Source organism: Streptomyces sp. CB03234 (assembly GCF_001905885.1).
In the GTDB taxonomy this organism is placed as follows: Bacteria; Actinomycetota; Actinomycetes; order Streptomycetales; family Streptomycetaceae; genus Streptomyces.
In genome coordinates this window covers 589873-616033 of record NZ_LIYH01000006.1, presented here as the reverse complement: position 1 = coordinate 616033, position 26161 = coordinate 589873, and the positions used below count along the sequence as shown (strand labels likewise).

Below are 26161 nucleotides of genomic sequence, written 5' to 3'. Positions count from 1 at the left end.
CACAGCGTCCTCGCTGTGTTTTCTTCAAAGGAACCTCGACCATCCGAAGATGGACGGGGCATCAACTAATCTGGCGTTGATTTTTGGCACGCTGTTGAGTTCTCAAGGAACGGACGCTTCCTTCGTACTCACCCGCAGAGACACTCTCTGGGGCTTTCCTCCGGGCGCTTCCCTTCGGTATTTCGTGTTTCCAACCTTACCAGATCCTTTTTCCGTTCCGTTTCCGGTTCGGATTCAGTTTCCGGTGGCCGTTGGAGGGCCTTTGCCTTTCGGCTGGTCCGACTTTATCAGAATCGTTTTCGCCGAGCTAATCGGCGTTTGTGATTCGGATGATGAATCGGATTGACTCCGTCGAAATCAATTCCGACCGGAGCGAGAGAGACTCTAACGTTCGCGCTCGGACCTGTCCAGTCCCAGGCAACCGTTCAAATCTACCTCCCCACACCAACCGTGTCAACGGCTTTGGTGGGCGAAGAGGAGACTAGCAGGTCAGCTGGGTCGTACGCACATCAGGCGGCGGTGGGCAGCTCGGCGCTGCGGTCGGGGGACTCGACGTCGCCGGTTTCGCCGGCTCTGGCCGCGCGGCCGCCGAGGACGTACACGTACGCAAGAAATGCCAGCTCAGCTGCGATGCCGATGCTGATGCGGGCCCAGGTCGGGAGGCCCGAGGGGGTCACGAAACCCTCGATCACTCCCGACACGAAGAGGACCAGGGCCAGGCCGAGAGCCATGCCGAGGGCAGCGCGGCCCTGCTTGGCCAGGGCTGTCCGGCGGGACAACGGGCCGGGGTCGATGAGGGTCCAGCCGAGGCGGAGACCGGTGCCGGCGGCGACGAAGACGGCGGTGAGTTCGAGGAGGCCGTGCGGGAGTACGAGTCCCAGGAAGGTGTCGAGACGGCCGGCCGAGGACATCAGGCCGAGACCGACGCCCAGGTTGAGCATGTTGAGGAAGAGGATCCACAGCACGGGAACGCAGAGGAACGCGCCGAGGACCAGGCACATGGCGGCTGCTTGCGCGTTGTTCGTCCAGACCTGGGCGGCGAAGGAGGCGGCCGGGTGGCTGGAGTAGTACGTCTCGTACTCGCCGCCGGGGCGGGTCATCTGCCGGAGTTCCTCGGGGGCCGCGATGGACGCCTGCACCTCGGGATGGGTCCCGATCCACCAGCCGATGAAGGCGGCCAGGAGCGTGGACAGGACGGCCGTCGGGATCCACCAGTGGCGTGAGCGATAGACGGCCGCGGGGAACCCGGCGGTCAGGAAGCGGACGGCGTCTCGCCATGAGGCGCGCCGGGTGCCTGTGACCGTGGCGCGTGCGCGGGCCACCAGCTGGGTGAGCCGGGCGGTGAGCATGGGGTCCGGGGCGCTGGACTGGATCAGGGAGAGGTGGGTGGCGGTGCGCTGGTAGAGAGCGACCAGTTCGTCGGCCTCGGCCCCGGTGAGGTGGCTGCCCCGGCGCAGTAGGTGGTCCAGACGGTCCCACTCGGCGCGGTGGGCGGTGACGTAGACGTCGAGGTCCATGATCGGCTGCTGCTCCAGGCACTGGTGCGTACGGTTCGTACTACTGCGGCGCGCTGGTGGTCAGCTTGGCAGACTGGCGTTCGGAGGGGTTGGGGAAGGTCGAAGAAGGGTGGGCGCTGTGAGCGGGGTTGTGACGGGGGACGCGGTCGTACTCGGCTTGCAGCCGGCGAGGCTCCCCAGCCGGGCGCTGGCCCTTGCCATTGACCTCGTCGTGGTCTGGGCCGCGTACCTCTTCATATCGGTCGCCCTGGCGATAGCCACCGCCTCGTTGGACGAAGCAGCCGTCATGGCGGTGTCCATCGCGACCTTTGTGCTCGTGCTGGTGGGCGGGCCCATAGCGGTGGAGACGCTCAGCCACGGGCGTTCGCTCGGGAAGCTGGCGTGCGGGTTGCGGGTGGTGCGGGACGACGGGGGGCCGATCCGGTTCCGGCACGCGCTGGTGCGTGGGGCGATGGCGGTCGTCGAGATCCTGATGACGTTCGGCGCCGTGGCGTGCATCGCGTCGCTGGTGTCGGCTCGGGGACGGCGGATCGGTGATGTCTTCGCAGGGACGCTTGTCGTACGGGAGCGGGTTCCGGCGGCTCGGTCGTTGGCTGTTCCGCCTCCGCCGCCCTGGCTCGTCGGGCGGTTCGCGCAGCTGGATCTGTCGGCGGTGCCGGACGACCTGTGGCTGGCGATACGCCAGTACCTGACGCGCATGCGGCAGCTCGACGCCACGGTGGGGCGCGCGCTGGCGGAGCGGCTGGCCGACGAGCTGGTGGCCAGGACGGGTACGCCCGCGCCGCCGGGGGTGCCCGCGGCGGAGTTTCTGGCCGCAGTGGTGAACGAGCGGCAGGCGCGGGACGCGCGGCGGGTGTTCGCCCCGGCGGGCGGTGCGGCTGCGGTGGGCGGTGCGGCTGCGGTGGGTGGTGCGCCCATGGGCGCGGGGGGCGGCCGGGCGTCGGTGGGTGCCGGTTCTCCGGTGGTGGAGGTTGGTGGGTCGGTCGGGGTTGGTGGGGTCGCCGGTGGTGGTGGGGCCGGCCGGACGGACGGTGAGGGCAGTCTGGCCACGCCGCCTGCCACTGGGTTCGCTCCGCCCGCGTAGGCGTCAGGGGTCAAGCTCAGGGCTCAGCGCTCAGCGCTCAGGGGAAGACCGACGGCGGCGTCTGGAGGTCCTCGAGCTCGATGCCGGGGGCGGCGAGAACCACGTCGCCGGCGATGTGGACCGTGTGCTGTTCGCCCGTGTCGAGGGCGTTGACCTGGTATTCGTCCACGGTCAGGGGGCCGTTGTCAGTGGTGTGCGCTTCACTTCTGATCAGGGCCCACGACTGGTCGACGGTGAGGGGTGCGAGTACCGGGTCCGTGAAGGCGACGAGGCGGACTCGGGTGGGGGGAGAACCGGGGGTGAGGCGGAGCAGGCGGGATGTCGCGACGAGGAACGCCGGGGACGTGCCGGTGAAGGCGTGGGCGCGCACATTGCCTTCCGTGGCGTGCGTTCCGGTGGGGTCGGTACGGACCCAGGTGACGCCGTCGAGGGCGGCGCCGCGGACCTGCCAGCTCGCGGCGTGCAGTTCGAGACGGATGGGGCGGCCGAGGTCGTCGAGGGTGAGGTCGACGGAGCCGGCGTGATCGCCGGAGGGGGTGGTGATCTGGGAGACGTAGCGCCAGCCGGAGGGGCCGGGTGCGCAGTTGAAGTGCTCTTCACCGAGGGGGGTGTGATCGTGCGGATCATGGAGCGAATAACGGCCGCGGGGCATGGGTCCTCGGGTCCTCGGGATCGGCGGTAGGGGGCGCCGGTACGGGGCAGGCCCCCGCCACGGGGGTGCGGGGGCCTGCCTGGTACCTGCTGCCGTTCACCGGCTGCTGCGGACGTGCGTCAGTGCACGGGCGCCGTCAGTAGCGGTAGTGGTCGGGCTTGTAGGGGCCTTCGACCTGGACGCCGATGTAGGCGGCCTGCTCGGGGCGGAGCGTCGTGAGCTTCACGCCGAGCGCGTCCAGGTGCAGGCGGGCGACCTTCTCGTCGAGGTGCTTGGGCAGCACGTAGACGTCGGTCGGGTACTCCTCGGGCTTGGTGAACAGCTCGATCTGGGCCAGCGTCTGGTCCGCGAAGCTGTTGGACATCACGAACGACGGGTGACCGGTGGCGTTGCCAAGGTTCAGCAGACGGCCCTCCGACAGCACGATGATCTTCTTGCCGTCGGGGAACGTCCAGGTGTGGACCTGCGGCTTGACCTCGTCCTTGACGATGCCCGGGATCTGGGCCAGGCCGGCCATGTCGATCTCGTTGTCGAAGTGGCCGATGTTCCCGACGATCGCCTGGTGCTTCATCCTGGCCATGTCCGAGGCCATGATGATGTCCTTGTTGCCGGTGGTGGTGATGAAGATGTCGGCGGTCTCGACGACGTCGTCGAGGGTGGTCACCTGGTAGCCGTCCATCGCCGCCTGCAGCGCGCAGATCGGGTCGATCTCGGTGATGATCACTCGGGCGCCCTGGCCCCGGAGGGACTCGGCGCAGCCCTTGCCGACGTCGCCGTAGCCGCAGACCACGGCGACCTTGCCGCCGATCAGGACATCGGTGGCGCGGTTGATGCCGTCGACCAGCGAGTGGCGGCAGCCGTACTTGTTGTCGAACTTCGACTTGGTGACGGCGTCGTTGACGTTGATGGCCGGGAACAGCAGGGTGCCGTCGCGGTGCATCTCGTAGAGGCGGTGGACACCCGTCGTGGTCTCCTCCGTCACACCGCGGATCTCCGAGGCGAGGCGGGTCCACTTCTGCGGGTTCTCGGCGAGGGTGCGGTTGAGGAGACGGAGGATGTAGCCGTACTCCTCGCTGTCCGCGGTGGACGGGTCCGGGGCCTCGCCGGCCTTCTCGAACTCGACGCCCTTGTGCACGAGGAGGGTGGCGTCACCACCGTCGTCCAGGATCATGTTCGGGCCGCCGGTGGGGGTGTCCGGCCAGGTCAGAGCCTGCTCGGTGCACCACCAGTACTCCTCCAGCGTCTCGCCCTTCCAAGCGAAGACCGGGACACCCTGGGGGTTGTCGGGGGTGCCGTTCGGGCCGACCGCGATGGCGGCGGCGGCGTGGTCCTGGGTGGAGAAGATGTTGCACGACGCCCAGCGGACCTGCGCGCCGAGGGCGACCAGCGTCTCGATCAGGACGGCCGTCTGCACCGTCATGTGCAGCGAGCCGGTGATGCGGGCGCCGGCGAGCGGCTGGGACTCGGCGTACTCCTTGCGGATCGCCATCAGGCCCGGCATCTCGTGCTCGGCGAGGGTGATCTCCTTGCGGCCGAACTCGGCCAGGGAGAGATCGGCGACCTTGAAGTCCTGTCGGTTGGCGACAGTCGTCATTTCGAGCTGCTCCTCGTGTTGGGTCGAGGGTGGGTACGGCTGGCTCTGCGAGGTAGCTGGACACAAGGATGCCCGGTACTCGCAGTGCAGTCGTCGGAGGCCCTCTCTCCCTCGGCCGGTCCGTCGTGGACCGCCCGACCGCCATCAGCAGCGACGTCTGACTCTGGTCACGAATCTACACCGATCGGTCCGGCGACCCACAGTCCGTCCGGCAGTCCGTCCGGCGCCAGACTCCGGCCGGATCGATCACGGGGGCACGTGCCCGGGGGCGGGCTGGGGCTCGCCGGGTGGCTCAGCGGGGCCGCCGGCCGCGTACGGGGTGGGGGCGGGGACATGAGGAAGGCCCCCAGCCCTTGCGGGGGTGGGGGCCTTCTCGCGTCAGCGGGCGGTGGCGCCGCCGGACTTCGCCTCGCGGTAGATGTCCGGCTCCAGGTAGATCACCCGGGCGATCGGTACGGCGGTACGGATGCGGTCCTCCGCGGCGTCGATCGCCGTCGCGATCTCGGTGGCCGTGTCCTCGTGCCGGACGGCGATCTTCGCGGCGACCAGCAGTTCCTCGGGGCCGAGGTGCAGCGTACGCATGTGGATGATGCCGGTGACGGTGTCGTTGTCGACGAGCGCCGCTTCGATCTTCTTGACCTCGTCGAGACCGGCGGCCTCGCCGAGCAGCAGCGACTTGGTCTCGGCGGCCAGGACGATCGCGATCACGATGAGCAGGACGCCGATGCACAGGGTGCCGATGCCGTCCCAGACGCCGTTGCCGGTGGCGATCGCCAGGCTGACGCCGACGAGCGCCAGGATCAGGCCGACCAGCGCGCCGAGGTCCTCCAGGAGGACGACCGGGAGCTCGGGCGCCTTGGCGCGGCGTACGAACTCCTTCCAGGAGAGGTTGCCACGGACCTCGTTGGACTCCTTGATGGCGGTCCGGAAGGAGAAGGTCTCGGCGATGATCGCGAAGACGAGGACGCCGACCGGCCAGTACCAGGCCTCGATCTCGTGCGGGTGCTTGATCTTCTCGTAGCCCTCGTAGATGGCGAACATGCCACCGACGGAGAAGAGGACGATCGAGACGAGGAAGGCGTAGATGTACCGCTCACGGCCGTAGCCGAAGGGGTGCTGGGGCGTGGCCTCGCGCTGGGCCTTCTTCCCGCCGACGAGCAGCAGGCCCTGGTTTCCGGAGTCGGCGAGCGAGTGCACGCTCTCGGCGAGCATCGAGGACGAACCACTGAAGAGGAACGCCACGAATTTGGCCACAGCGATCGCCAGATTCGCGGCAAGCGCCGCCACGATCGCCTTGGTTCCGCCTGACGCGCTCATGCGTGCGGGTGTCCCTTCCTAGATGCTGCTGGGGGGGTGGTTCGTACGGCGGCACATTGTTGCAGCAGCGGGTGCGGGCGGTGCGTCAGGCCACCACTGTGGCGCGGAAGACCGTGCCCTTACCGGACAGTTCGGCCTTTTCGCCTGCCGGGATGAAGACGGACTGGCCCGGGGTGAGGGTCAGGTCGTTCGTCTGCGGGGCGCCGGAGGTGGCGAGGACGATCTGGGGGGTGGGCGCGGTGATGTCGACGGAGGTGGCGCCTTCGGGCCGTACGTAGCGGGAGAGGCGGAACTCGTCGACCGGCGTTTCGTAGACCTCTTCGCCGGAGGGTGAGGCTTCGGGGCGCAGGACGCCCGGGTCGCCGGCTTCGAAGCGTACGACGCGGAGGAGTTCCGGGACGTCGACGTGCTTGGGGGTCAGGCCGCAGCGCAGGACGTTGTCGGAGTTCGCCATGATTTCGACGCCGAGGCCGCCGAGGTACGCGTGCGGGACGCCGGCTCCGAGGTACAGCGCTTCGCCGGGCTGGAGCCGGACGTGGTTGAGCAGCATGGCGGCGAGGACGCCCGGGTCGCCGGGGAAGTGGTGCGCGAGGACTGCGTAGGGGGCGTGGGCGCCGCCGAGGCGGTCGCAGGCGGCGGCGGTCTCGGTGACGGTGGCCGCCATCTCGGCGGGGTCGGCGGACAGGATGGCCGTGAGGACCTCGCGGAGGGCGGCGTCCTCGGGGTGGGCGTGCAGCAGGTCGACGTACGGCTTGAGGGAGTCGACGTCGAGCGCGGCGAGCAGCTCGGCGGTCCGGTCGGGGGCGCGGAAGCCGCAGAAGCCCTCGAAGGGGGTGAGGGCGCAGATGAGTTCGGGCTTGTGGTTGGGGTCCTTGTAGTTGCGGTGGGGCGCGTTGACGGGGATCCCGGCGCGTTCCTCGGCGGCGTACCCCTCCTGTGCCTGGGCGAGGTCCGGGTGGACCTGGAGGGAGAGGGGGGCGGCGGCGGCGAGGATCTTGAGCAGGAAGGGCAGGTGGGGGCCGAACTTCGCGACGGTGGCGGGGCCGAGTTCGCGTTCCGGGTCGGCCTCGATGAGGGCGGAGAGCGGTTGTTCGGCGGGTTCGGCGGGTTCGGCCGGTCCGGCGGGTCCGGCGCCGGTGGCGCGGGTGACGCGGGAGGGGGCGCCGGGGTGGGCGCCCATCCACATCTCGGCCTGGGGCTCGCCGGTGGGGGCGACGCCGAGCAGTTCCGGGATGGCCGTCGTGGAGCCCCAGGCGTACGGGCGGACGGTGTTGGAGAGGCGGTCCATGCGTCGTCTTTCCTTGCGTCTCTGCTTGCGTCTCTGCTTGCGTCTCTGCGGCGTCTCTGCTTGCGGCCGCCCGGGGGCGGTGGGCCGGGACGGGGCGAGGGGGACGGGGTGGACGGGCGGGGCGTCAGGGGGTGTTGAGGCGGGACGTCAGCGCCAGGTAGACGGCCGCGAAGTCCGTCACCGCGAGCAGCTCAGCGAACCCTTCCAGGTCGGTCGTACCGTTGCCGGTCGTACCCCTGACGGCCCCGGCGTTGTCGGGCCCAGCGCTGTCAGCTCCAGTGCTGTCGGGTCCCGTGCTGCCGGGTCCCGTGCTGCCGGGTCCCGTGCTGTCGGCTCCACCGCCGTCGTGCCCGACGTCCTCCGGTTCGAGTTCGCTGATGGTCGTGTCGTGGCTGAGGGCGAGTTCACGGGCGGCCGGCGCGGCGGTGAGGCCGCCCACCGGGCGGTCGCGGAGCAGTACGACCCGGGCGTGCAGGGCCTGGCGCTCCTCGACGCGGTCGCGGAAGAAGTCGTCGGGGTCGGCGCCGGCCGCGAAGTCGCCCGAGAGGAGGCCCCCGTGGGCGGCGAGCGCCTCCGGCAGTTCGGCCGCGAAGGCCGGGCGGCCGGCCAGCTCTGCCAGTACGGCGGCGAACCGGCGGCCGATCGGCGCGGCGGTCGCTCCCTCGGTCCAGATGATCGGGAGGGTGTCGGCGAGTTCGGCGGCGAGGGTCTTGGCGGGGTTGCTGTACGTGGCGACGGCCGGGCCGCAGCGTTCGGCGGTGCGGTCCAGGCGGTCGGCGACCTTCTGGAGGGTGTCGGCGGGAGCGTTGACGAGGCCCACCCGGTCGAGCAGGGCGAGGAGCGGCGTGAACAGCGCCCACAGGGCGGCCGGGCTCGCCGCCTGCTCCTCTTCCTCGGTCAGCTCGTGGGGGGCGGTCGCCATCGGCACGACCAGGCCGTGCGTACCGTCGACGGCCTCGGCGAGCGGGGAGCGGCGGGGGGCGACGGCGACGACGGTGACGCCGCGGCGGTAGGCCTGCTCGGCGAGGAGGGCGAGGCCGGGTTCGCTGCCGTCGGTGGTGGTGATCAGGAGCAGGTCGACGGAGCCGGCCCAGCCCGGGAGGGTCCAGCGGAGGGCCCCGGGAGCGGCTGCCACGCCGGTGGAGTGCAGCCGGGCGACGGGCGCGGAGGCACCGGCCAGGGCGGCCACCATGTCGGCGACGCCGGCGGCCGCGGTGCCGGGGCCGGCGGTGAGGATCGCGCGGGGGCGGCCTTCGGGGTTGAGCTCGGTGACGCCGGCCTCTGCCGCGTGGCGGGCGGCCGTGCGTACGCGAGCACCGGCTTCGGCGGCCCCGCGGAGGAGACCGCGGCGGTCGACTCGGGCCAGGGCGTCCGGGTCGTCGAGCAGCGTCTCGTCGAGCATGAGGTGGGGCCTCCGATCGCCGTGCAGGATGGTGTGCGGTTCGGCGCGGCGCCGGGGTGAGCGGCGCCCTTCGCGGGTGCGCCGTCAGGCGGGGCGGCGGGCCTCGTCCACGAGGAGGACCGGGATGCCGTCCCGTACGGGGTACGCCAGGCCGCAGTCCTCGCCGGTGCAGATGAGCTCGGGGTCCTCGGCCGCCGTGCGGTCGCTGAGCGGGGCGTGGCAGGCCGGGCAGGCGAGGATCTCCAGGAGGCCGGCTTCGAGCGGCATGAGGTGGTCCCTTCGGGCGGGTGGGTGGCGGGTGGTAGGCGGTCCGGCGGCCCTGGGTGGTACGCGTCGGGACACGTCAGCCTACCGCTGGGGCGCGGGGGATGCGGCGTTGGCGGGGGCGGGGTCTTGCCGCCCGTCCCTCCCCCGTACGCCTTGCCCGAGGCGTACGGGGAGCCCCGCTTCCGGGAACCGGGGCCCCGCCCCCGGGGCTCTCGGCCCTAGGGGGTGCGGATGAGGGTGAGGACCTCGTCGCGGAGGCGGGCCATCGTCGGTTCGTCGCGGGCTTCGACGTTCAGGCGCAGCAGCGGTTCCGTGTTGGAGGGGCGGAGGTTGAACCACCAGTCCGGGGACGTGACCGTGAGGCCGTCGAGCTCGTCGACGGTGATGCCGGGGCGGGAGGCGAACGCCTCGCGTACCGCCGCCGTGCGGCCGGCCTGGTCGGCGACCGTGGAGTTGATCTCGCCGGAGCCGGCGTAGCGGTCGTACGAGGAGACCAGCCGGGACAGCGGTCCGCTCTGGCCGCCCAGGGCCGCCAGGACGTGGAGGGCGGCCAGCATGCCGGTGTCCGCGTTCCAGAAGTCGCGGAAGTAGTAGTGGGCGGAGTGCTCGCCGCCGAAGATGGCGCCGGTACGGGCCATCTCCTCCTTGATGAAGGAGTGGCCGACGCGGGTGCGCACCGGCGTCCCGCCGTTCTCGCGGACGACCTCGGGGACGGACCACGACGTGATCAGGTTGTGGATGATCGTTCCCGTGCCGCCGTTCCTGGCCAGCTCGCGCGCCGCGACCAGGGCCGTGACCGCCGACGGGGAGACCGGGTCGCCCTTCTCGTCCACCACGAAGCAGCGGTCGGCGTCGCCGTCGAAGGCGAGGCCCAGGTCCGCGCCCTCCTCGCGTACCCGCTGCTGCAGGTCCACGAGGTTGGCCGGGTCCAGCGGGTTCGCCTCGTGGTTGGGGAAGGTGCCGTCCAGCTCGAAGTACATCGGGACCAGGTCCAGCGGCAGGCCCTCGAAGACGGTGGGGACCGTGTGGCCGCCCATGCCGTTGCCCGCGTCGACCACGACCTTCAGCGGCCGGACGGAGGTGAGGTCCACCAGGGTCTTCAGGTGGGCGGCGTAGTCGGTGAGGGTGTCCCGCTCGGTGAGCGTGCCGGGCGTGGCCGCCGCCTCGGGCGCGCCGGTCTCCAGCCACTTCTCCGCGAGCGCGCGGATCTCCGCGAGGCCCGTGTCCTGGCCGACGGGCGCCGCGCCCGCGCGGCACAGCTTGATGCCGTTGTACTGGGCGGGGTTGTGCGACGCGGTGAACATCGCGCCCGGCAGTCCGAAGCTCCCCGACGCGAAGTACAGCTGGTCGGTGGAGCACAGGCCGATCAGCGTGACATCCGCGCCCCGCCGTGCCGCGCCGCGCGCGAACGCGCCGGACAGGCCGGGCGACGAGGGGCGCATGTCGTGGCCCACGACGATCGCGTCGGCGCCGGTCACCTCGACGAACGCCGCGCCGAAGAGCTCCGCCAGCGGCTCGTCCCACTGATCCGGCACCACTCCGCGGACGTCGTACGCCTTCACGATCCCAGACAGATCAGCTGTCACTTCCCCGCACCCTCCTGCAAGCCCTGTGTGTCCACCCGAAGTGGAGCACACAAACTACCCGTAGGGGGCAGGCGGTCAGGAGTCGGGAGAGCGCAGCACCCGCAGGTGCCCGCGGCGGCCGACCTCCACCGGGTCCCCGGCGCGGCCGCCGGGCTTGCCGCCGGCCTGCGCCGCGCGTTCCTGGGGGCGGGCCGCTTCCCGTACGGCGTTGGCGAGCGCTTCGAGATCGTCACCGCTGGGGCGGGCGGGCGCGGAGCCGTCCGAGAGCCGGACGACCTCCCAGCCGCGTGGCGCGGTGAGGCGCTCGCTGTGCTCGGCGCACAGGTCGTAGCAGTGGGGTTCGGCGTAGGTGGCGAGCGGGCCGAGGACCGCAGTCGAGTCGGCATAGACGTACGTCAGTGTCGCGACGGCAGGGCGGCCGCACGCGGTGCGCGAACAGCGACGTACAGGGCTCACGACGTTGGACGGTACCGCACTCTTGAGCGGGCCGCGACGACTCTCCACCAGGTCACTCGCCCGTGTCGCGGTGTGACGTCCCGCACAGAGGCCCCCGGAATCGCTCGGCTGACCTGCGGGGAACGGCTGATCCGGGGGTGTGGAAGGTCGGCGTACCGAACGCCACCCTGAACGAATCCGGTCAATCCAGACGAGCTGACCGATCGGTCCGTCCTGCCGGATCGCGCCGAAGCATCGCCGGAATGCTCAAATAACGACACGCCGTGGGCGTGGCGCGCAGCCCGATCGTCATACGCCGGGGAGAGCTACGCTGCCTCAGTGATGGACAGTCCCGTACCGCCCCGCCCGGCCGAGCCCCGGCCGCGCCGCCGAGACCGGCACGGCCGCGGCATGCGCGGGCCCGTCGCCCCGCCCCAGGTACCGCTCTCCGCCACGCGCGCGGACACCTTCCGCGACCTGGTGGAGGACTCGGTGGAACGGCTGGAGCGGCGCTGGCCGCAGCTGGCCGACGTCGACTTCCTCGTACTGGAAGTACCGGTGTCGCCCGACGAGGCCGTGCCGCTCGGCATCTCGGTCCCGGCCGGGCGCGACCGGCCCGCGCGGGTCATCGTCTACCGGCGGCCGGTCGAGCTGCGCGCCAAGAACCGTGACGAGCGGGCCCTGCTCGTCCACGAGGTCGTGGTCGAGCAGGTCGCCGAGCTGCTCGGGCTCGCTCCCGAGTCGGTCGACCCGCGGTACGGACAGGACTAGTCGCGCCCCTTGGCGCCCGGGCCACCGGCCGCCGCACGGGCGGGGTGGGACGCCCCATGCCCGGCCCCCGGGGCGGGAAGGTGTCCCACACCGCCCATAGCTGACCGGCCCTGGTACCGGGGCGTCCAGGGGCCGGTACGGGTCACCCGGCCGGCACGGGCGGGGCCGGCCGCGCGCCTCCGGCCTGCGCGCCACCGGCCGGACGGATCCGTCGCCGCACCGCCCTGGGTCGCCCGGCCTCGGCCCCAGGCTCCGCCGGACCCGGCCGGTCGCCGCAGGCCGCCCGCGGGGTCAGTCTCCGAGGACCGACAGGTCCTGCCGGGCCGTGGGGACCTCGACCGTGCCCCGGTCGTCGGCGAGGGTCTGGACCGTGAACATCGGGATGCCGTCGTCCGGCTCGGCCAGCGTGCGCGCCGCGTGCACCGGCCCGCCCGAGACCGTCTCCACGGTCAGCGCGTACGAGCCCTTCAGCCCGGCCGGCACCGGCGGCGCGACCGCCAGCGTCGTACCGCCCTTGACCGTGTACGTCTTGGTGGCCGGCGTACCGCCCTCGGTGCCCGCCGACGCGGTGACCTTGACCTCGGCGGTCTCGCCGGGCGCCGTCAGCGACAGGGTGGTGCCCTTGGCCCGGTTGTCCGCCGCCGTCGCCCGCTCCCCCACCGGCCCGGTCGCCGGGATGAACGCCACCTCCTGGTCGCCGCCCTTGCCGCGCACGACGCGCAGCGCGGCGACCACCGGGGTGGCCCGCCCCTTCTGCGCCGGGGACAGCAGCAGCGACCCGGCCTCGCCGCGCGTGACGTCCTTGAGGTCGACGGCCGCCGTCATCCCCGACTTCACATGCAGCTCCCGCGCCTCGGCCGGGACGATCGTGCCGGCCGGGCCCGCCAGCTGCACCTTCAGCTGGGCGTCGTCCTCGCCCGGCGCGTACGCCACCAGCCGTACCGACGTGGCGTCCGCCGGGATGCCGGGCAGGACCAGCGTCCCGGCCGGGTCGGCCGACGCGGGCAGCCAGTCGCTGCCGAGCTTCTCGTCGGCGGAGCGCACCACCGCGCCCACCCGCCCGCTGCGGGTCGCGACGTGGACCGTGACGTCCTCGGCGGCCGGGTCGGCCGTCAGGGTGGACAGCAGGACGGGCACGCTCGACCGGGCCGGGACCGTGATGCCTTCCGTGAGCTGCGTCTTCAGGGCGCCGTTCGGCCCGTACAGCTCGATGTCGGCGACGGTGGCCGTGTCGTCGGGGTTGGTCAGGTGGACGTAGTCCGCGCGCTGCGCGGCGGTCGAGGCGCCGGGGAACCAGAAGTCCGTGTCGGGCGCCGTGCAGCTGACGCCGAGCATGCCGCGCCCGCCGCCCGCCGGGACCTTGGTGGTCTGCTGCGCGGTCCAGCCCGGGGCGAGCCGCCCGGAGGCCGAGCCGACCAGGGCGGGCGCGTCGCCGCCGTCGGCCTCGGCGGAGACCGGCTTGCCGGGCTGGGTGAGGGCGACGACGGGCTTGTCGGCGGCGGGGGCCTTCTTGGCCGTACTCGCCTTCTTCGGGTCGGCCGTCGTCTCGTCCGCGGTGGCGGCGGACGGCTTCAGCTCCGCCTGGCCGGCGCCCTCGCCCTCGCCCACCGGCGTGAACGACGTGTACACCGTCTCGGCGACCTCGGAGTTGCTCGGTGCCGGGCACAGCAGGGTGGAGCGCTCGACCGGGAGCCGCGCCGGGAGGGCGGTGTTCGTCACCGTCCCGGTGCCGCCCTCCGGGGCGGACAGGGCGGCGAAACCGGTGACCGCGGCGAGGGCGGTGACGGCGGCGGCGAGGGAGAGGGTCGTCCGGTTCACTGGTTGCTGCTCCCGTCGGGACGCTGCTCGTTGTCGTACTCGTAGCCGTAACCCTGCTGCTGCTCGTACTGGCCCGGCGGGTACTGCTGGTCGTACTGGCCCTGCTCGTACTGGCCCTGGTCGTACTGGCCCTGTTCATACGGCTGCTGGTACTGCTCGTACTGGCCGTACTGCGGGTACTGCTGCTGGTAGTACGGGTCGGCCTGGTACTGCTGCTGTGCCGGGTCGGCCGGGTAGGCGGCGTGCGCCTGGCCGTCCGCCCACTCCCCGTAGGAGGGCTGCTGCGGCACCCCGTCCACGGTCTGCGCCGCGTACGGATCGGTGTCCGGTACGGGCGGCACGGGCGGCGGCACGGGCCCGGCGGGCGGCTCGGCCCCGGAAGCCGTCTCCGGGCCGCCCTCCGCTGCCTCGGCGGCGGCCGCACGCAGCCGGCGCGCCCGGCGGCCGTCGCCCGCCAGGTCCTCGGCGGTCACGGCGGGCTGCTCCTCCTCCGGCAGGTCGTCGTCCACGTCCCGGCGCCGCCCCGGCAGGGCCAGCACCAGGAGGACCACGGCGAGGGAGACCTGCGTCCAGACCCAGGCGGTGTGGGTGACGGGGTTGTCGTACGTCAGGTCCAGGCGCCCGCCTTCGGCGGGCAGCTCGAAGCCCTGCGCCCAGCCGTCGACGACCGTCTTCTTCAGCGGCCGGCCGTCGATCGTCGCCTGCCAGCCGTCGTCCGCGCGGTCCGCGATGCGCAGGACGCGGCCGTCGCCGCCCGACGGGATCTCGGTGTGCGCCTCGACGGGCCCGGAGGCGACCGGCAGCCGCTCGCCCTTGCCGTCGCCGCCCGGGACGATGGTGGCCCGCGCGACCTGGCGGTCCACCCGCCACAGGGCGCTGCCGTCCAGCTGGCTGAGCCGGGTGAGCCCCGGCGTGGCGTCCAGGACGCGGCTCATCTGGCGCGGCGCCCCGTCCCGCACCAGGACGTACCGGATCGCGAAGCCGCTCAGCTGGTCCGTCTGGTCCGCGCCGGAGCCGGCGACCAGGTGCGCGACGACCTTGTCGAGGCGCGCGTCGCCGCCGCCCGCCGCGGCCAGCTCGGCGTCGCCGAGGCGGGCGCCCGAGCCGCGGAGCAGGGTGTACGGGACCTCCGCGGACGAGGCGCCGCCCAGGACCAGGGTGCGCGGCTGGTCCCGGGTGCCGCTCTCCTCCGCGACGAACGCGGGCACCTGGACCGGGTCGCGCCGCTCCAGAGGACCGGCAGCGCCGCCGATCATCCAGCCGGCCGCACAGATCACCGGGCCGGCCGCGGCGGCCAGCGCGATCAGCACGGCGACGGGCTGGCGCCAGCCGAAGCTCTGGGAGGCGACGCGCGTACGCCCGCCCTCCGCGCCGAGCATGCCGGCGGCCAGCAGCGCGATGCCGTACACGAGGGTGGCGGGCCCGGCCCAGCCGGAGCCGTCGCCGGAGCCGTTGACGAGCACCGCGAAGACCAGGGCGACGACAGCCGTGACCCACGCCGTACGGATGGCGAACTGCCGCTCCGCGCGGAGCAGGGCCGCGAGCGCCGCCAGGACCAGGCCGATCAGGACGAGCCCGCCGGCGGCCTTGGGCCCGCCCGGGGAGACGCCGAGCAGGTCGAGCGGGGTCGCCGCCCCCGTACCGAACGCCATACCGGCCTCCTTGAAGAAGGCGGCCGGGTCGGTCAGCAGGGACAGGGACCAGGGGGCGAGCAGCAGCAGCGGTGTGCCGACGGCGGCGACGAAGCGCAGCCCGTACGCGACGATGTCGTCGCGCCGCAGCACCAGGACCGCCGCCCCGAGGACGACCGCCAGCGGCCAGACGACGGGCGTGAAGGCCATGGTGAAGGTGAGCAGGAAGGCGTACGCCCAGGTGGCACGCCAGCTGCCGCGTCCGCCCCCGCGCAGTCCGTGCGCGGCGACGGCGGCCCGGGCGATCAGCGGCAGCAGGACCGCGAGGACGGCCGTGCCGAGCCGCCCGGTCGCCAGGGCGCCGGTGGCGGCGGGCAGGAAGGCGTACGCGACGGCTCCCCAGGCGCGCAGGAGCCGCGACTGGACCAGGGAGCGAGAGGCGAAGTACGCGGTGATGCCGGCCAGCGGCACCGAGCAGACGAGCAGCACGGTGAGGGCGAGGCCGGTGGAGCCGAGGAACACGGCGGAGAGGGCGGCGAGGACCGCGAGGTACGGCGGGGCGGTCTGCGTGCCGCCGGTGCCGAGCGGGTGCCACGCCTCCGCGTACCGGCCCCACAACTCCCCGACTCCGTCGGGGACGGGCAGCAGCGCGCCGCCCGCGAGGGAGCCGCCGCCGAACAGGCCGCGGCACGCCACCACCGACACGACGAGCAGCAGGGCGAAGAGGACCGGGCCCGGCTTGCGGGCGATCTTCTTGAGGCGGGCGAACTGCTCGATCTCCAGGTAGTCGGCGTCGTCCCCGCCGGGGCCGGACTCGACCGCGCCGTGCCGTGAGCCGCCCGAATCGGCGTCACTGCCACCGAAGTTGGACATGACCTGTTCGACGGTGGCGCGCACGGTGGCGCCGGGTGGCGGGAACAGCGCCCGCAGCTCGGACGCCTCGACGGCCCTCCGCTTCCTTCTGCGGCGGGCGGCGATGATCCTCTCGGGCCGCAGCAACGTGCCGAACAGGCCCATGACTTCGTCCACGGCCTGGCCGGGCGCCTTGCCGACGAGGTAGGCGAGGGTACGGAGGAGGGTGCCGACGACGAGGCGGAGCAGGACCCAGGGGAAGGCGAGGCCGCGCGCGTTGGCGAGCAGCGTGTAGACGGCGCCCGCCTTGTCGACACGGTGGGGGCTCGCGACGGAGCGGCCCACGCAGTCCACGGTGCGCCGCTCGCGCGCGGACGCCTCGGCGTGCCGGAGGACGGCGTCGGGGGCGACGAGGACGCGGTGGCCGGCGCAGTGGGCACGCCAGCACAGGTCGACGTCGTCACGCATCAGGGGCAGGCGGCGGTCGAAGCCGCCGAGCTCCTCGAAGACGTCGCGGCGGATGAGCATGCCGGCGCTGGAGACGGACAGGACGGAGCGGACCTGGTCGTGCTGGCCCTGGTCCTGCTCGCGCCGGTCCAGGCCGGTCCAGCGGCGGCCGCTGTTGGCGATGGAGACGCCCACCTCAAGGAGCTGCTTGCGGTCGTACCAGCCGCGCAGCTTGGGCCCGACGATCGCCGCGTACTCGTCGCCGTCCGCCACGCGCAGCAGCTCGGCGAGGGCGCCGGGCTCGGGGGCGGCGTCGTCGTGCAGCAGCCAGAGCCACTGGACGGGCTCGCCGTGCGGCAGCTCGGGCATGTCGTACGCCTCGTCGCGCCAGGTCCTGCTGACCGGGTCCCAGCCGCTGGGCCGCTTCAGGTACGGCAGCTCCTCGGGGCCGAGGACGGGCGCGGTACGGGCGGCCTCGTCGACGGCGGCGCCGAAGCCCGTACGCCGCGCGAGGTGCAGCACCCGGTCGTCGCCGATGGCCTCGGTGACCAGCCGCGCGGAGTCGTCGGCGCTGCCGGTGTCGGCGGCGATGACGTTCTGTACGGGACGTTCCTGACCGAGCAGCCCGGCGAGGACGTCCGGCAGCCACCGGGCACCGTCGTGGGACACGAGCACGGCGGTGACGACGTGCTTCGGGAACTCGGGCTGCTGGGTGGGGGAAGCGGGAGTGAACGCGGCTGTGGTGGCGGACATCGGGTTACGGGCCCTCCGGCCGGGGGTCGCCCGCGGGGGGGCGTTGGAGCGTCTTGGACGGAGGCCCACACTAATGGCTGGCACGATGCCGGTCCGCCGCCTGTGGACAGAGCCCGGGTGGACGGCCGTTCTTTACGTACGTGTGTGCACGGTTTGGCCGGTCCCCGCCGCTCGATGGCCGATCGGGCACCCGCCACGACGGCGGCCCGCCTGTCGCGGCGGCGCCGGAATCCCCCGGCGCCGGGCGCCCGGCGGATGCGCTGCGGTGCCCTGCGGGTTCAAGATGCCGCGGGCGGCGCTGCGGTGCCCGGCGGGGTTCGGCGGGTTCGGATGCCGCGGGCGGCTCCGCGGCCGGACGGGCCGGGTCCGCGCCGCGGGCGCACGGACGTGCGGCAGACGGCCAGCGGGCAAGGGCCGGAACGGCGGGCTCAACGGGGCACGCGGTGGGTTCCGCGGGTGCCGTCGGGCGGCACGCTCGCGCGGCAGGTGTCGGGCAGCGCGCGGCACGGCAGGCGGCACGCTCGCGCCGCAGGTGCCGGGCGGGCGCGGGCGCCGGGCGGGCGCGCTCGCGTGGTTGGGCACCAGGTGGGCAGAGGGCCGGGCGGCGGGCTCGCGTGGCAGGTGCCGAGGCCGGCCGGCACGCGCGGGGGCTGCGCCGGCAGTGGCCGCGCTCGTGCGGCGGACAGGGCGCCGAATGGGCCGGGCGGCCCGGAGCGGACCGCTCCGGGCGCAGGGCACGGCGGCCGGGCCTCGCTCCGACCCCGCCGGGCGGTGGCGTCAGACCGCCGCTTTTTTCAGGCGGCGGCGCTCGCGCTCCGACAGACCGCCCCAGATTCCGAATCTTTCGTCATTGGCGAGCGCGTACTCGAGGCATTCCGAGCGGACTTCGCAGGCGAGGCAGACCTTCTTGGCCTCGCGGGTGGATCCGCCCTTCTCGGGGAAGAAGGACTCCGGATCCGTCTGGGCGCACAACGCGCGCTCCTGCCAGCCGAGTTCCTCATCCGCGTCCTCGACCAGCAGTTCCTGGAACAACTCGGTCATGTGCGCCCCTCGTCGGTCTTTGCGTCCCCGTGATGTGGCCGTTTGTCGAATTTTTCGGCCGAACGACACGAGTGAAATTACAAGTGTGGTGCTCCGGGCCAGTCAAGCTGGGATCTGCTATTGGGCCCGGTATTCACTCTGCGGAACCAAGGCTATGCGGAAAGTGTTCAAATCAGCAAAAATGAGACACATGCCGCCACCTCGCCCGCATCCTCCCTTTCACCACGTCTTCAAGGGAGGACGTCCGCCGCTTCGATCTTGTTGCGGTCGAGCCGGTGAAGCGACCCGGATCACAGTCAGGTCACGAGAGGGCGACGACGTTTGCGCGGGCGGTTGCAGCGGCATGTGTCCTGACCCCTGACAGCACAAACCTTTCTCCGGACGGAGTAACCGGATGAGGTGAAACATTGCCGCCAAATCGGGCATTGGGTTGACAGGCGTACATCGAGCCAGTCACCTTGTTTGCATGCCAGCGACCACAGCGTTCCTCGCGACCCACGCCCGTGGGTCCCGCAGCGCTGCCCGGGCTCTCCAGCCGCTCTGTCGCTGTTGCTGTCGCTGTTCCAGCTGTTGATGCCGTAGCGCTCCAGCGTCTTCTCCCCAGCGTCTGTTTTCAGCCTTCCGGTTTCCGGACCTGTTTCTCTCGAGGAACCCCCGTATCCCATGAACAGCGACAGCGACCTCCAGATCGCCGGCGACATCCTCGCCGTACAGCACCTCCTCCAGCCCGCCAAGGAGCACCCGTCCACCGTGGCGGAGTTCGCCGGGCTGGCCCGGTCCATCGCCGCCGACCGCGCGCAGTGGGCGCACCTCGTCGAGTACGACGCCACCACCCGCTGGTACCACCGGCTGCGCACCGGCCCCGGCTACGAGGTGTGGCTGCTGTCCTGGGTGCCCGGACAGGGCACGGGTATGCATGATCACGGCGAGTCCTCCGGCGTACTGACCGTCCTCGAAGGCGAACTGACGGAACGTACGGAAAAGGGCGCACAGGTGCTCAACGCCGGCGCGCAGCGCGTCTTCGCGCCGGGTTACGCGCACGATGTCGTCAACGACTCGCTCGAACCGGCCGTCAGCCTGCACGTCTACTACCCGGGCCTGACCGACATGCCGATGCACACCAGCGCCTGCTCCGCCCCGGAGACCCGGGATGTCGTAGTCGCCTGACAGACTGCTCCGCATGCGCATTGTGGTTCTGGCCGGCGGCATCGGCGGTGCCCGTTTTCTGCGTGGCCTCAAGCAGGCCGCGCCCGACGCGGACATCACGGTCATCGGCAACACCGGTGATGACATCCATCTGTTCGGGCTGAAGGTCTGCCCCGACCTCGACACCGTGATGTACACCCTGGGCGGTGGCATCAACGAGGAGCAGGGCTGGGGGCGTGCCGACGAGACCTTCCAGGTCAAGAGCGAGCTGGCGGCGTACGGAGTGGGACCCGAGTGGTTCGGCCTCGGCGACCGCGACTTCGCCACCCACATCGTCCGTACGCAGATGCTGGGCGCCGGCTACCCGCTGAGCGCCGTCACCGAGGCGCTGTGCGCCCGGTGGAAGCCAGGCGTGCGGCTGCTGCCCATGTCCGACGACCGGGTGGAGACGCACGTCGCCGTCGAGATCGAGGGCGAGCGCAAGGCCGTGCACTTCCAGGAGTACTGGGTGAAGCTGCGCGCCTCCGTGGACGCCCAGGCCGTCGTGCCGGTCGGCGCCGAACAGGCCAAGCCGGCGCCGGGTGTGCTGGACGCGATCGGCTCCGCCGACGTCGTCCTCTTCCCGCCGTCGAACCCGGTGGTCTCCATCGGCACCATCCTCGCCGTGCCCGGCATCCGCGAGGCGATCGCCGACGCGGGCGTGCCGGTCGTGGGCCTCTCCCCCATCGTCGGCGACGCGCCGGTGCGCGGCATGGCCGACAAGGTGCTCGCCGCGGTGGGCGTCGAATCCACGGCCGCGGCGGTCGCGCAGCACTACGGCTCCGGGCTGCTGGACGGCTGGCTCGTCGACACGGTGGACGCGGACACGGTCGGCGAGGTCGAGGCGGCCGGCATCCGGTGCCGGGCGGTGCCGCTGATGATGACGGACGTGGACGCGACGGCGGAGATGGCGCGCGAGGCGCTGGCCCTCGCCGAGGAGGTACGCGCGTGACGACCCCCTCGTACCGCGTGTGGGCGCTGCCCGGGCTGCCGGAGGTACGGCCCGGGGACAACCTCGCCAAGCTGATCGCGGCCACCGAACCGGGGCTCGTGGACGGTGACGTGCTGATCGTCACGTCCAAGATCGTCAGCAAGGCGGAGGGGCGGATCGTCGCGGCGGACGACCGCGAGGCGGCGATCGACGCCGAGACGGTACGGGTGGTGGCGCGGCGCGGAACCCTTCGTATCGTCGAGAACCGGCAGGGGCTGGTCATGGCCGCGGCCGGGGTCGACGCGTCCAACACACCTGCCGGAACGGTGCTGTTGCTGCCCGAGGACCCGGACGCGTCCGCGCGGGCCATCCGCGTGGGGCTGCGGGAGACGCTCGGCGTGGACGTCGGCGTCGTCGTCACGGACACCTTCGGGCGGCCGTGGCGCAGCGGGGTCACCGACGTGGCGATCGGCGCGGCGGGGGTGAGGGTGCTGGACGACCTGCGCGGCGGTACGGACGCGTACGGCAACCCGCTCGTCGCCACCGTGGTCGCCGGCGCGGACGAGCTGGCCGCGGCCGGGGACCTCGTGAAGGGCAAGGCGGCGGGGCTGCCGGTCGCGGTGGTGCGGGGCCTCGCGCACCTGGTCGAGGACGGGGCTCAGGGCGCCCGTGCGCTGGTGCGGGACGCCGCGGACGACATGTTCCGGCTCGGTACGTCCGAGGCGGTGCGGGAGGCGGTGACGCAGCGGCGGACGGTACGGGAGTTCACGGACGACCCCGTGGACCCGGGCGCGGTGCGGCGCGCCGTGGCCGCGGCCCTGACGGCGCCGGCGCCGCACCACACGACTCCGTGGCGGTTCGTGCTGCTGGAGTCGGCGGAGTCGCGGACGCGGCTGCTGGACGCGATGCGGGACGCGTGGGTCGCGGACCTGCGGGCCGACGGCCTCGGCGAGGACACCATCGCGCGGCGGGTCCGCCGCGGGGACGTCCTGCGGCGCGCGCCCTACCTGGTGGTGCCGTGCCTGGTGATGGACGGCTCGCACCGGTACGGGGACGCGCGGCGTGACACGGCGGAGCGGGAGATGTTCGTGGTGGCCGCGGGGGCCGGCGTACAGAACTTCCTGGTCGCGCTGGCGGGCGAGCGGCTGGGGTCGGCGTGGGTTTCGTCGACGATGTTCTGCCGGGACGTGGTGCGGGACGTGCTGGGGCTGCCGGACGACTGGGACCCGATGGGCACGGTGGCGGTGGGCCGGGCGGCGGGCGCGCCGGGGGCGCGGGCGGCGCGGGAGGTGGAGGGCTTCGTCGAGGTCCGGTGACGCGCCGCGGAGTCCCTTCCCGAAACCGGGGGCTGTGGCCCCGGGCCGCCTGGCAGGGGGTGAGCGTTGGTTGTACGTGGGGGCTGACGCCCCCACGCCCCGGCCCCGCGGCAGCTTCGCGCCGCGGGGCCGGCTGAGCAGTGCGGGGCGGTGGCACGCCTCGGGCGCCTATGGGCCCGCCGCGAAGGGGGACGCCCAGTGAGTCGTGTCTGGGCGTATAACGACTGAGCTTGCGAAGGAGAGCCCAGGACACGATCCCCGGAGCGGCCCCAACGGCACGCTCCCGCGCGCGGGCGACCACGGGGGCTCACCCTCCGGGACGGTGACTCGACCGCCCGGGCGACCCGCCCCGAGCGCGGTGTGGTACCCACGCGGGGAGCCCTGCCGGGACGGCATCACGACTGACCGGGCGGCTCCGGGCGTCAGAGCGCGGCGATGTTGCCGGGGGTGAAGCGGGGGCCGTGGCGGGGTGGGATGTGGCCGCTGAGGAGGACGAGGCGGGCGGCGCGGTGGCGTTGGCCGGCGTAGGGGGCCAGCAGCTCCAGCATCTCCTCGTCGTCGGCGTCCCGGCGGCCGGCCAGGGCGTAGCCGACGATGCTCGGCAGGTGGTAGTCGCCGGTGGTGACCGCGTCGGGGGCGCCGTTGCTGCGCTGGACCGTTTCGGCGGACGTCCAGGGGCCGATGCCTGGGATCAGCTCCAGCCGGCGCCGGGCGTCCTCCGGGTCCATCGTGGCGGCCTCCTCCAGGCGGCGGGCCACCCGGACCGCGCGGAGGATCGTGGTGGAGCGCTTGGCGTCGACGCCCGCGCGGTGCCATTCCCAGGACGGGATCAGCGCCCACGTACGCGGCTCCGGCATGACGTACAGCCGGTCGTTCGGGCCCGGCGCGGGCTCGCCGTACTTGCGTACGAGCAGACGCCACGCCCGGTACGCCTCGTCCGTCGTGACCTTCTGCTCCAGGATCGAGGGGATCAGCGACTCCATGACCAGCCCGGTACGGGTCAGCCGCAACCCCGGGCGGCGCCGCTCGGTCACGGCCAGCAGCCGGTGGCGAGGGGTGAACGCGGACGGGTCGTCCTCCGCCCCGAGGAGCGCGGGGAGGCGGTCCAGCAGCCACCGCGCGCCCGCGCCCCACGCCTCCGCCTCGACGGTCCCGCCGCGCGCCGCGACCCGCAGCGTGCCGGGGCCCTCCGGGGTGCGGGTGGCCCGCCACACCGACCCGTCGGGCGCCGTCCGGAACGTCGGGTCGCCCGGGCCGCGCCGCAGCGGCCCCAGGGCGAGCCCCAGGTCCAGCGGCCAGGGGGGCGTCCAGCTTCTCGTACGAGGAGGCGCGGCCTGCGCGGGTATGGCGACCTGTCCGCCGCGCACGGTCGTGCGGGTCGGGCGCGGTGCGTAACGGCCTGCCACGTCGGTACGGTCCTCGGCTTCGGGGGCGGCCCCCGGTCGGGGTCCCTATGAGGGTATCCCCCGGCCGCAGGGCCGTACCGGCTCGTACCGTCTCCCGTCGGCTCTTACCGGCTCGTACCGGCTCCGTCCCCGGGCCTACTGGTCCGAGGAGAACCGCACCGCCCCGTCCGGCAGCCGCGCCCCGCACCACACCCGCACCCCGTCGCGCAGTTCGTTGTCCGCGCCCACGTGGGCGCCGTCGCCGATGACCGCGCCGTGCAGGACGGTCCGCGCGCCCACCCGGGCGCCCTCGCCGATCAGCGAGTCGCTGATCACCGCGCCGGCCTCGACGACCGCGCCGGCCAGGACCGTGCTGCCGTCGACGCGGGCGCCCTCCCCCACCGTCGCGCCGGCGCCGATGACCGTACCGCCCGTCAGCTTGGCGTCCGTGGCGACGGAGGCGCCGTCGAGAACGAGCCGGTCGCCGCGGCGGCCCGGGACGGCCGGCGACGGGGCGCGGCCCAGCACGAGGTCGGCGGAGCCGCGTACGAACGCCTGCGGGGTGCCGAGGTCCAGCCAGTACGTGGAGTCGACCATGCCCTGGAGGTGGGCGCCGGTCGCCAGCAGGTCGGGGAACGTCTCGCGTTCGACCGAGACCGGCCGCCCCGTCGGGATGGTGTCGATGACGGAGCGGCGGAAGACGTACGCGCCCGCGTTGATCTGGTCGGTGACGATCTCCTCGGGCGTCTGCGGCTTCTCCAGGAACGCCGTGACCCGCCCGGTGGCGTCCGTCGGGACGAGCCCGAACGCCCGCGGGTCCTCGACGCGGGTGAGGTGGAGCGAGACGTCCGCGCCGGACGTCTCGTGGGTGTCCACCAGGGCCCGGATGTCCAGGCCGGTCAGGATGTCCCCGTTGAAGATCAGGACGGGTTCCTCCGGGCCGGAGCGGAGGCGGGAGGCGACGTTGCGGATGGCCCCACCCGTGCCCAGGGGCTCCTTCTCGGTGACGTACTCGATGTGCAGGCCGAGCGACGACCCGTCGCCGAAGTACGGCTCGAACACCTCCGCGAGGTACGAGGTCGCCAGCACGATGTGCTCGACGCCCGCCGCCCGGGCGCGGGCCAGTTGGTGCGTGAGGAACGGGACGCCCGCCGCCGGGACCATCGGCTTGGGCGTGTTGACCGTCATCGGACGCAGCCGGGTGCCCTTGCCACCGACCAGGAGGATCGCTTCTGTCACCTGTCGTCTCTGCTTCCTGCTGGGTCCGGTCGATGGGCCACATCGGTCATATGACCGATACGACCGGACAGTGTATGCAGACCGTTGTGTGCAGACCGTTCGGTACAGCCGCCCCGGTCGTCGTCGTCACCGGCCCTGGTACTTGGCCGACGCGCTCCGGGCCGTGCCGAGCTTGCCGTAGAGCCGTGTGCCGGGGCAGTCGGTCAGGAAGCCGTCCCGGTGCCCGGAGATGACGTTGAGTTTGACCTTCGTGCCCTTCTTGTACAGGTTTCCGCCACCCGACGTCAGCGTGGCCTTCCCCCGCGGATCCTTTCCGTACAGTCCGAGCTTCCATGCCGTCAGCCGGGCGACACCGGTCACCGCCGCCGAGGGCGGGGTGGACTGACTGTACGTGCCGAGCACCGCGATGCCCATGCTGTTGGTGTTGAAGCCGCGGGTGTGCGCGCCCAGCACCGCCTTGGCCACGCCTCCTGCCCGGCCTTCGTAGATGTTTCCGCACTTGTCGACGGCGAAGTTGTAGCCGAAGTCACGCCAGCCGCTGCTCTTGACGTGGTAGCGGTAGATACTGCGCAGAACGGAGGGGGCCTGCTTGCAGGTGTAGTTGTTGCCGGTGGCGCTGTGGTGGACGAAGGCCGCCTGGACGGACTTGGTGTAGACGAAGTTGCGTTCGCGCAGCTTCTCGTCCGCGCCCCAGCCCTTGCGGGTGATGATGCGCGGGCGGGGACCGATGTACGGCTTGGAGGCCATGGCCTCGTCGCCGAACTGGTCGGCGAACGCCGCCTCCGTCTCGGCCTTGGACAGTTCGGGGATCTCGGTCGCGCCGAGCGGGACGAGTTCGGCGTTGACGGCGGAGGCGGCCGACTCCTCGGGCGTCAGCGCCGGGGCCGGGGCCTGACCGCTGGTGGTGGTGCCGGTGTCGGTGCCCTCGGGGACCTCGGGGCCCTGGGCGGTGTCCTCGCTGGCGGGTTCGGTGCTGGGCTCGTCGCCGGGGTCGACGAGCTCGATGCGCATACCGCGCGGCAGGGACGCGGGCGCGGCGCCCGAGCGCGGGGCCTCGGCCCGTACGCGTACCTCGACGCCGTCCGAGGCGCCGACCCACAGCGGGGCGGTGGAGCCGCGTACCGTGCCGGAGTCGCGTTCGGGTGTGCCGGGGTCGGCGGCGTGGGCCTGGTTGTGGGTCTCGACGGACTGCCAGCCGGACCAGGTGTGGGAGCCGGCGGCGCGGGTACGGACCTGGACCGAGCCGTGGAGCTCGGCGTCCGGGTCGTCCCAGACGACGCCGACCAGCGAGAACGGGCGGACGTCCCGCTGGGCCAGCCCCTTCAGCGCGGCGCCGCCCGCCCGCTCGGAGCGGAGGGTCACGAGCGGCAGCGACTGGGTGGAGCCGGGGACGGACACCTCTGCGGCAGGGGCGGCGGAGGTACGGGACGAGGCGCGGGAGGCGGCGACGGTGCCGGACGGGCCGTACGCACCGGGCGTGGTCGTGGACGCGCCGGACGGGCCGTACGCGCCCGGCGTGGTCGTGGACGCGCCGGACGGCGACGCCGTCGGCGGGGTCGACGCGCTCGCGGGGAGCGACAGCGGGAGGACGAGGGCCGCGGCGCACGCGACGCCGATCGAGGATGCAAGGTAGGCACGCATGAAGCCGAT

At 72.9% G+C, this 26161-nt stretch carries 21 protein-coding genes; 6 read left to right on the top strand and 15 right to left on the bottom strand.

Translation table 11 applies throughout. The annotated features are described in order from the left end of the window. Positions 1-346 (top strand): hypothetical protein (locus AMK26_RS37430; RefSeq protein WP_206745198.1); only part of this gene is annotated, 346 nt, incomplete at its 5' end. Between the two features lie 163 nt (positions 347-509). Here AMK26_RS37430 and AMK26_RS28540 read toward each other — a convergent pair. Beyond that, positions 510-1517: a stage II sporulation protein M gene (locus tag AMK26_RS28540; protein WP_073757786.1), complete on the bottom strand. Its 1008-nt coding sequence runs from the start codon at positions 1515-1517 to the stop codon at positions 510-512. 118 nt (positions 1518-1635) lie between these two features. On the opposite strand from AMK26_RS28540, the gene AMK26_RS28535 reads away from it, so the two are divergent. Further along, positions 1636-2601, top strand: a complete 966-nt coding sequence (locus AMK26_RS28535; protein WP_198944181.1) for an RDD family protein — start codon at positions 1636-1638, stop codon at positions 2599-2601. A gap of 37 nt (positions 2602-2638) precedes the next feature. On the opposite strand, the gene AMK26_RS28530 is transcribed toward AMK26_RS28535, so the two are convergent. From AMK26_RS28530 to AMK26_RS28490, 8 genes are all read right to left on the bottom strand, one after another. Then, on the bottom strand, positions 2639-3253 hold the full coding sequence (locus tag AMK26_RS28530; protein WP_073757785.1) for a hypothetical protein: 615 nt from the start codon (positions 3251-3253) through the stop codon (positions 2639-2641). A 136-nt stretch (positions 3254-3389) separates the two neighbouring features. Next, positions 3390-4847, bottom strand: a complete 1458-nt coding sequence (gene ahcY / locus AMK26_RS28525; protein WP_073757784.1) for an adenosylhomocysteinase — start codon at positions 4845-4847, stop codon at positions 3390-3392. Between the two features lie 378 nt (positions 4848-5225). Continuing rightward, positions 5226-6164, bottom strand: a complete 939-nt coding sequence (locus AMK26_RS28515; RefSeq protein WP_073757782.1) for a cation diffusion facilitator family transporter — start codon at positions 6162-6164, stop codon at positions 5226-5228. 85 nt (positions 6165-6249) lie between these two features. Further along, positions 6250-7452 carry a mannose-6-phosphate isomerase, class I gene (gene manA / locus AMK26_RS28510; protein WP_073757781.1) on the bottom strand — a complete coding sequence of 401 codons (1203 nt, stop codon included), beginning with the start codon at positions 7450-7452 and terminating at the stop codon, positions 6250-6252. A gap of 124 nt (positions 7453-7576) precedes the next feature. Next, complete coding sequence (locus AMK26_RS28505; RefSeq protein ID WP_079277853.1) at positions 7577-8854, bottom strand: SIS domain-containing protein; 1278 nt, start codon at positions 8852-8854, stop codon at positions 7577-7579. Positions 8855-8938: 84 nt separating this feature from the next. Continuing rightward, positions 8939-9121, bottom strand: coding sequence for a Trm112 family protein (locus AMK26_RS28500; protein WP_073757780.1), 183 nt, complete (start codon positions 9119-9121; stop codon positions 8939-8941). Positions 9122-9339: 218 nt separating this feature from the next. Further along, positions 9340-10707, bottom strand: coding sequence for a phosphomannomutase/phosphoglucomutase (locus AMK26_RS28495; protein ID WP_073757779.1), 1368 nt, complete (start codon positions 10705-10707; stop codon positions 9340-9342). Positions 10708-10782: 75 nt separating this feature from the next. Then, positions 10783-11211 (bottom strand): DUF3499 domain-containing protein, encoded by a 429-nt coding sequence (locus AMK26_RS28490; RefSeq protein WP_073757778.1) that lies wholly within the window; start codon positions 11209-11211, stop codon positions 10783-10785. Positions 11212-11484: 273 nt separating this feature from the next. On the opposite strand from AMK26_RS28490, the gene AMK26_RS28485 reads away from it, so the two are divergent. Further along, a complete protein-coding gene (locus AMK26_RS28485; RefSeq protein WP_073757777.1) occupies positions 11485-11913 on the top strand; it encodes a metallopeptidase family protein in 429 nt (142 codons plus the stop codon). Positions 11914-12204: 291 nt separating this feature from the next. Here AMK26_RS28485 and AMK26_RS28480 read toward each other — a convergent pair whose 3' ends face one another. From AMK26_RS28480 to AMK26_RS28470, 3 genes are all read right to left on the bottom strand, one after another. Further along, positions 12205-13731, bottom strand: a complete 1527-nt coding sequence (locus AMK26_RS28480) for a DUF5719 family protein (protein ID WP_073757776.1) — start codon at positions 13729-13731, stop codon at positions 12205-12207. After that, positions 13728-17414, bottom strand: coding sequence for a glycosyltransferase family 2 protein (locus AMK26_RS28475; RefSeq protein ID WP_073757775.1), 3687 nt, complete (start codon positions 17412-17414; stop codon positions 13728-13730). The genes AMK26_RS28480 and AMK26_RS28475 overlap by 4 nt, the downstream gene beginning before the upstream one ends. 777 nt (positions 17415-18191) lie before the next feature. Beyond that, a complete protein-coding gene (locus AMK26_RS28470; protein ID WP_023588371.1) occupies positions 18192-18455 on the bottom strand; it encodes a WhiB family transcriptional regulator in 264 nt (87 codons plus the stop codon). A gap of 663 nt (positions 18456-19118) precedes the next feature. Between AMK26_RS28470 and AMK26_RS28465 the strand changes: the two genes are divergently transcribed. Genes AMK26_RS28465 through AMK26_RS28455 form a run of 3 tightly spaced genes read left to right on the top strand, consistent with a single transcriptional unit; the run spans position 19119 to position 21887 of the window. Next, entirely contained in the window at positions 19119-19622 is a 504-nt protein-coding gene (locus AMK26_RS28465) for a cysteine dioxygenase (protein ID WP_073757774.1), read from the top strand. A 13-nt stretch (positions 19623-19635) separates the two neighbouring features. Beyond that, positions 19636-20592 carry a 2-phospho-L-lactate transferase gene (cofD, locus tag AMK26_RS28460; protein WP_073757758.1) on the top strand — a complete coding sequence of 319 codons (957 nt, stop codon included), beginning with the start codon at positions 19636-19638 and terminating at the stop codon, positions 20590-20592. After that, positions 20589-21887, top strand: a complete 1299-nt coding sequence (locus AMK26_RS28455) for a coenzyme F420-0:L-glutamate ligase (RefSeq protein WP_073757756.1) — start codon at positions 20589-20591, stop codon at positions 21885-21887. The genes cofD and AMK26_RS28455 overlap by 4 nt, the downstream gene beginning before the upstream one ends. A gap of 422 nt (positions 21888-22309) precedes the next feature. Here the strand turns inward: AMK26_RS28455 and AMK26_RS28450 are convergent, their stop codons facing one another. The 3 genes from AMK26_RS28450 to AMK26_RS28440 all read right to left on the bottom strand — a co-directional run bounded on the left by AMK26_RS28450 (position 22310) and on the right by AMK26_RS28440 (position 26152). Continuing rightward, positions 22310-23293 carry a DNA-3-methyladenine glycosylase family protein gene (locus tag AMK26_RS28450; RefSeq protein ID WP_073757754.1) on the bottom strand — a complete coding sequence of 328 codons (984 nt, stop codon included), beginning with the start codon at positions 23291-23293 and terminating at the stop codon, positions 22310-22312. 135 nt (positions 23294-23428) lie between these two features. Then, positions 23429-24511, bottom strand: coding sequence for a nucleotidyltransferase family protein (locus AMK26_RS28445; RefSeq protein ID WP_073757752.1), 1083 nt, complete (start codon positions 24509-24511; stop codon positions 23429-23431). Between the two features lie 126 nt (positions 24512-24637). Beyond that, positions 24638-26152 carry a peptidoglycan recognition protein family protein gene (locus AMK26_RS28440; protein WP_073757750.1) on the bottom strand — a complete coding sequence of 505 codons (1515 nt, stop codon included), beginning with the start codon at positions 26150-26152 and terminating at the stop codon, positions 24638-24640. Positions 26153-26161 lie beyond the last annotated feature (9 nt).

What these genes read in the sequence shown, in the direction of transcription:
- AMK26_RS28540 (WP_073757786.1), bottom strand. Translation starts at nt 1,517, where the DNA reads ATGGACCTCGACGTCTACGTCACCGCCCACCGCGCCGAGTGGGACCGT.
- AMK26_RS28530 (WP_073757785.1), bottom strand. Translation starts at nt 3,253, where the DNA reads ATGCCCCGCGGCCGTTATTCGCTCCATGATCCGCACGATCACACCCCC.
- ahcY (WP_073757784.1), bottom strand. Translation starts at nt 4,847, where the DNA reads ATGACGACTGTCGCCAACCGACAGGACTTCAAGGTCGCCGATCTCTCC.
- AMK26_RS28515 (WP_073757782.1), bottom strand. Translation starts at nt 6,164, where the DNA reads ATGAGCGCGTCAGGCGGAACCAAGGCGATCGTGGCGGCGCTTGCCGCG.
- manA (WP_073757781.1), bottom strand. Translation starts at nt 7,452, where the DNA reads ATGGACCGCCTCTCCAACACCGTCCGCCCGTACGCCTGGGGCTCCACG.
- AMK26_RS28505 (WP_079277853.1), bottom strand. Translation starts at nt 8,854, where the DNA reads ATGCTCGACGAGACGCTGCTCGACGACCCGGACGCCCTGGCCCGAGTC.
- AMK26_RS28500 (WP_073757780.1), bottom strand. Translation starts at nt 9,121, where the DNA reads ATGCCGCTCGAAGCCGGCCTCCTGGAGATCCTCGCCTGCCCGGCCTGC.
- AMK26_RS28485 (WP_073757777.1), top strand. Translation starts at nt 11,485, where the DNA reads ATGGACAGTCCCGTACCGCCCCGCCCGGCCGAGCCCCGGCCGCGCCGC.
- AMK26_RS28475 (WP_073757775.1), bottom strand. Translation starts at nt 17,414, where the DNA reads ATGTCCGCCACCACAGCCGCGTTCACTCCCGCTTCCCCCACCCAGCAG.
- AMK26_RS28470 (WP_023588371.1), bottom strand. Translation starts at nt 18,455, where the DNA reads ATGACCGAGTTGTTCCAGGAACTGCTGGTCGAGGACGCGGATGAGGAA.
- AMK26_RS28465 (WP_073757774.1), top strand. Translation starts at nt 19,119, where the DNA reads ATGAACAGCGACAGCGACCTCCAGATCGCCGGCGACATCCTCGCCGTA.
- cofD (WP_073757758.1), top strand. Translation starts at nt 19,636, where the DNA reads ATGCGCATTGTGGTTCTGGCCGGCGGCATCGGCGGTGCCCGTTTTCTG.
- AMK26_RS28440 (WP_073757750.1), bottom strand. Translation starts at nt 26,152, where the DNA reads ATGCGTGCCTACCTTGCATCCTCGATCGGCGTCGCGTGCGCCGCGGCC.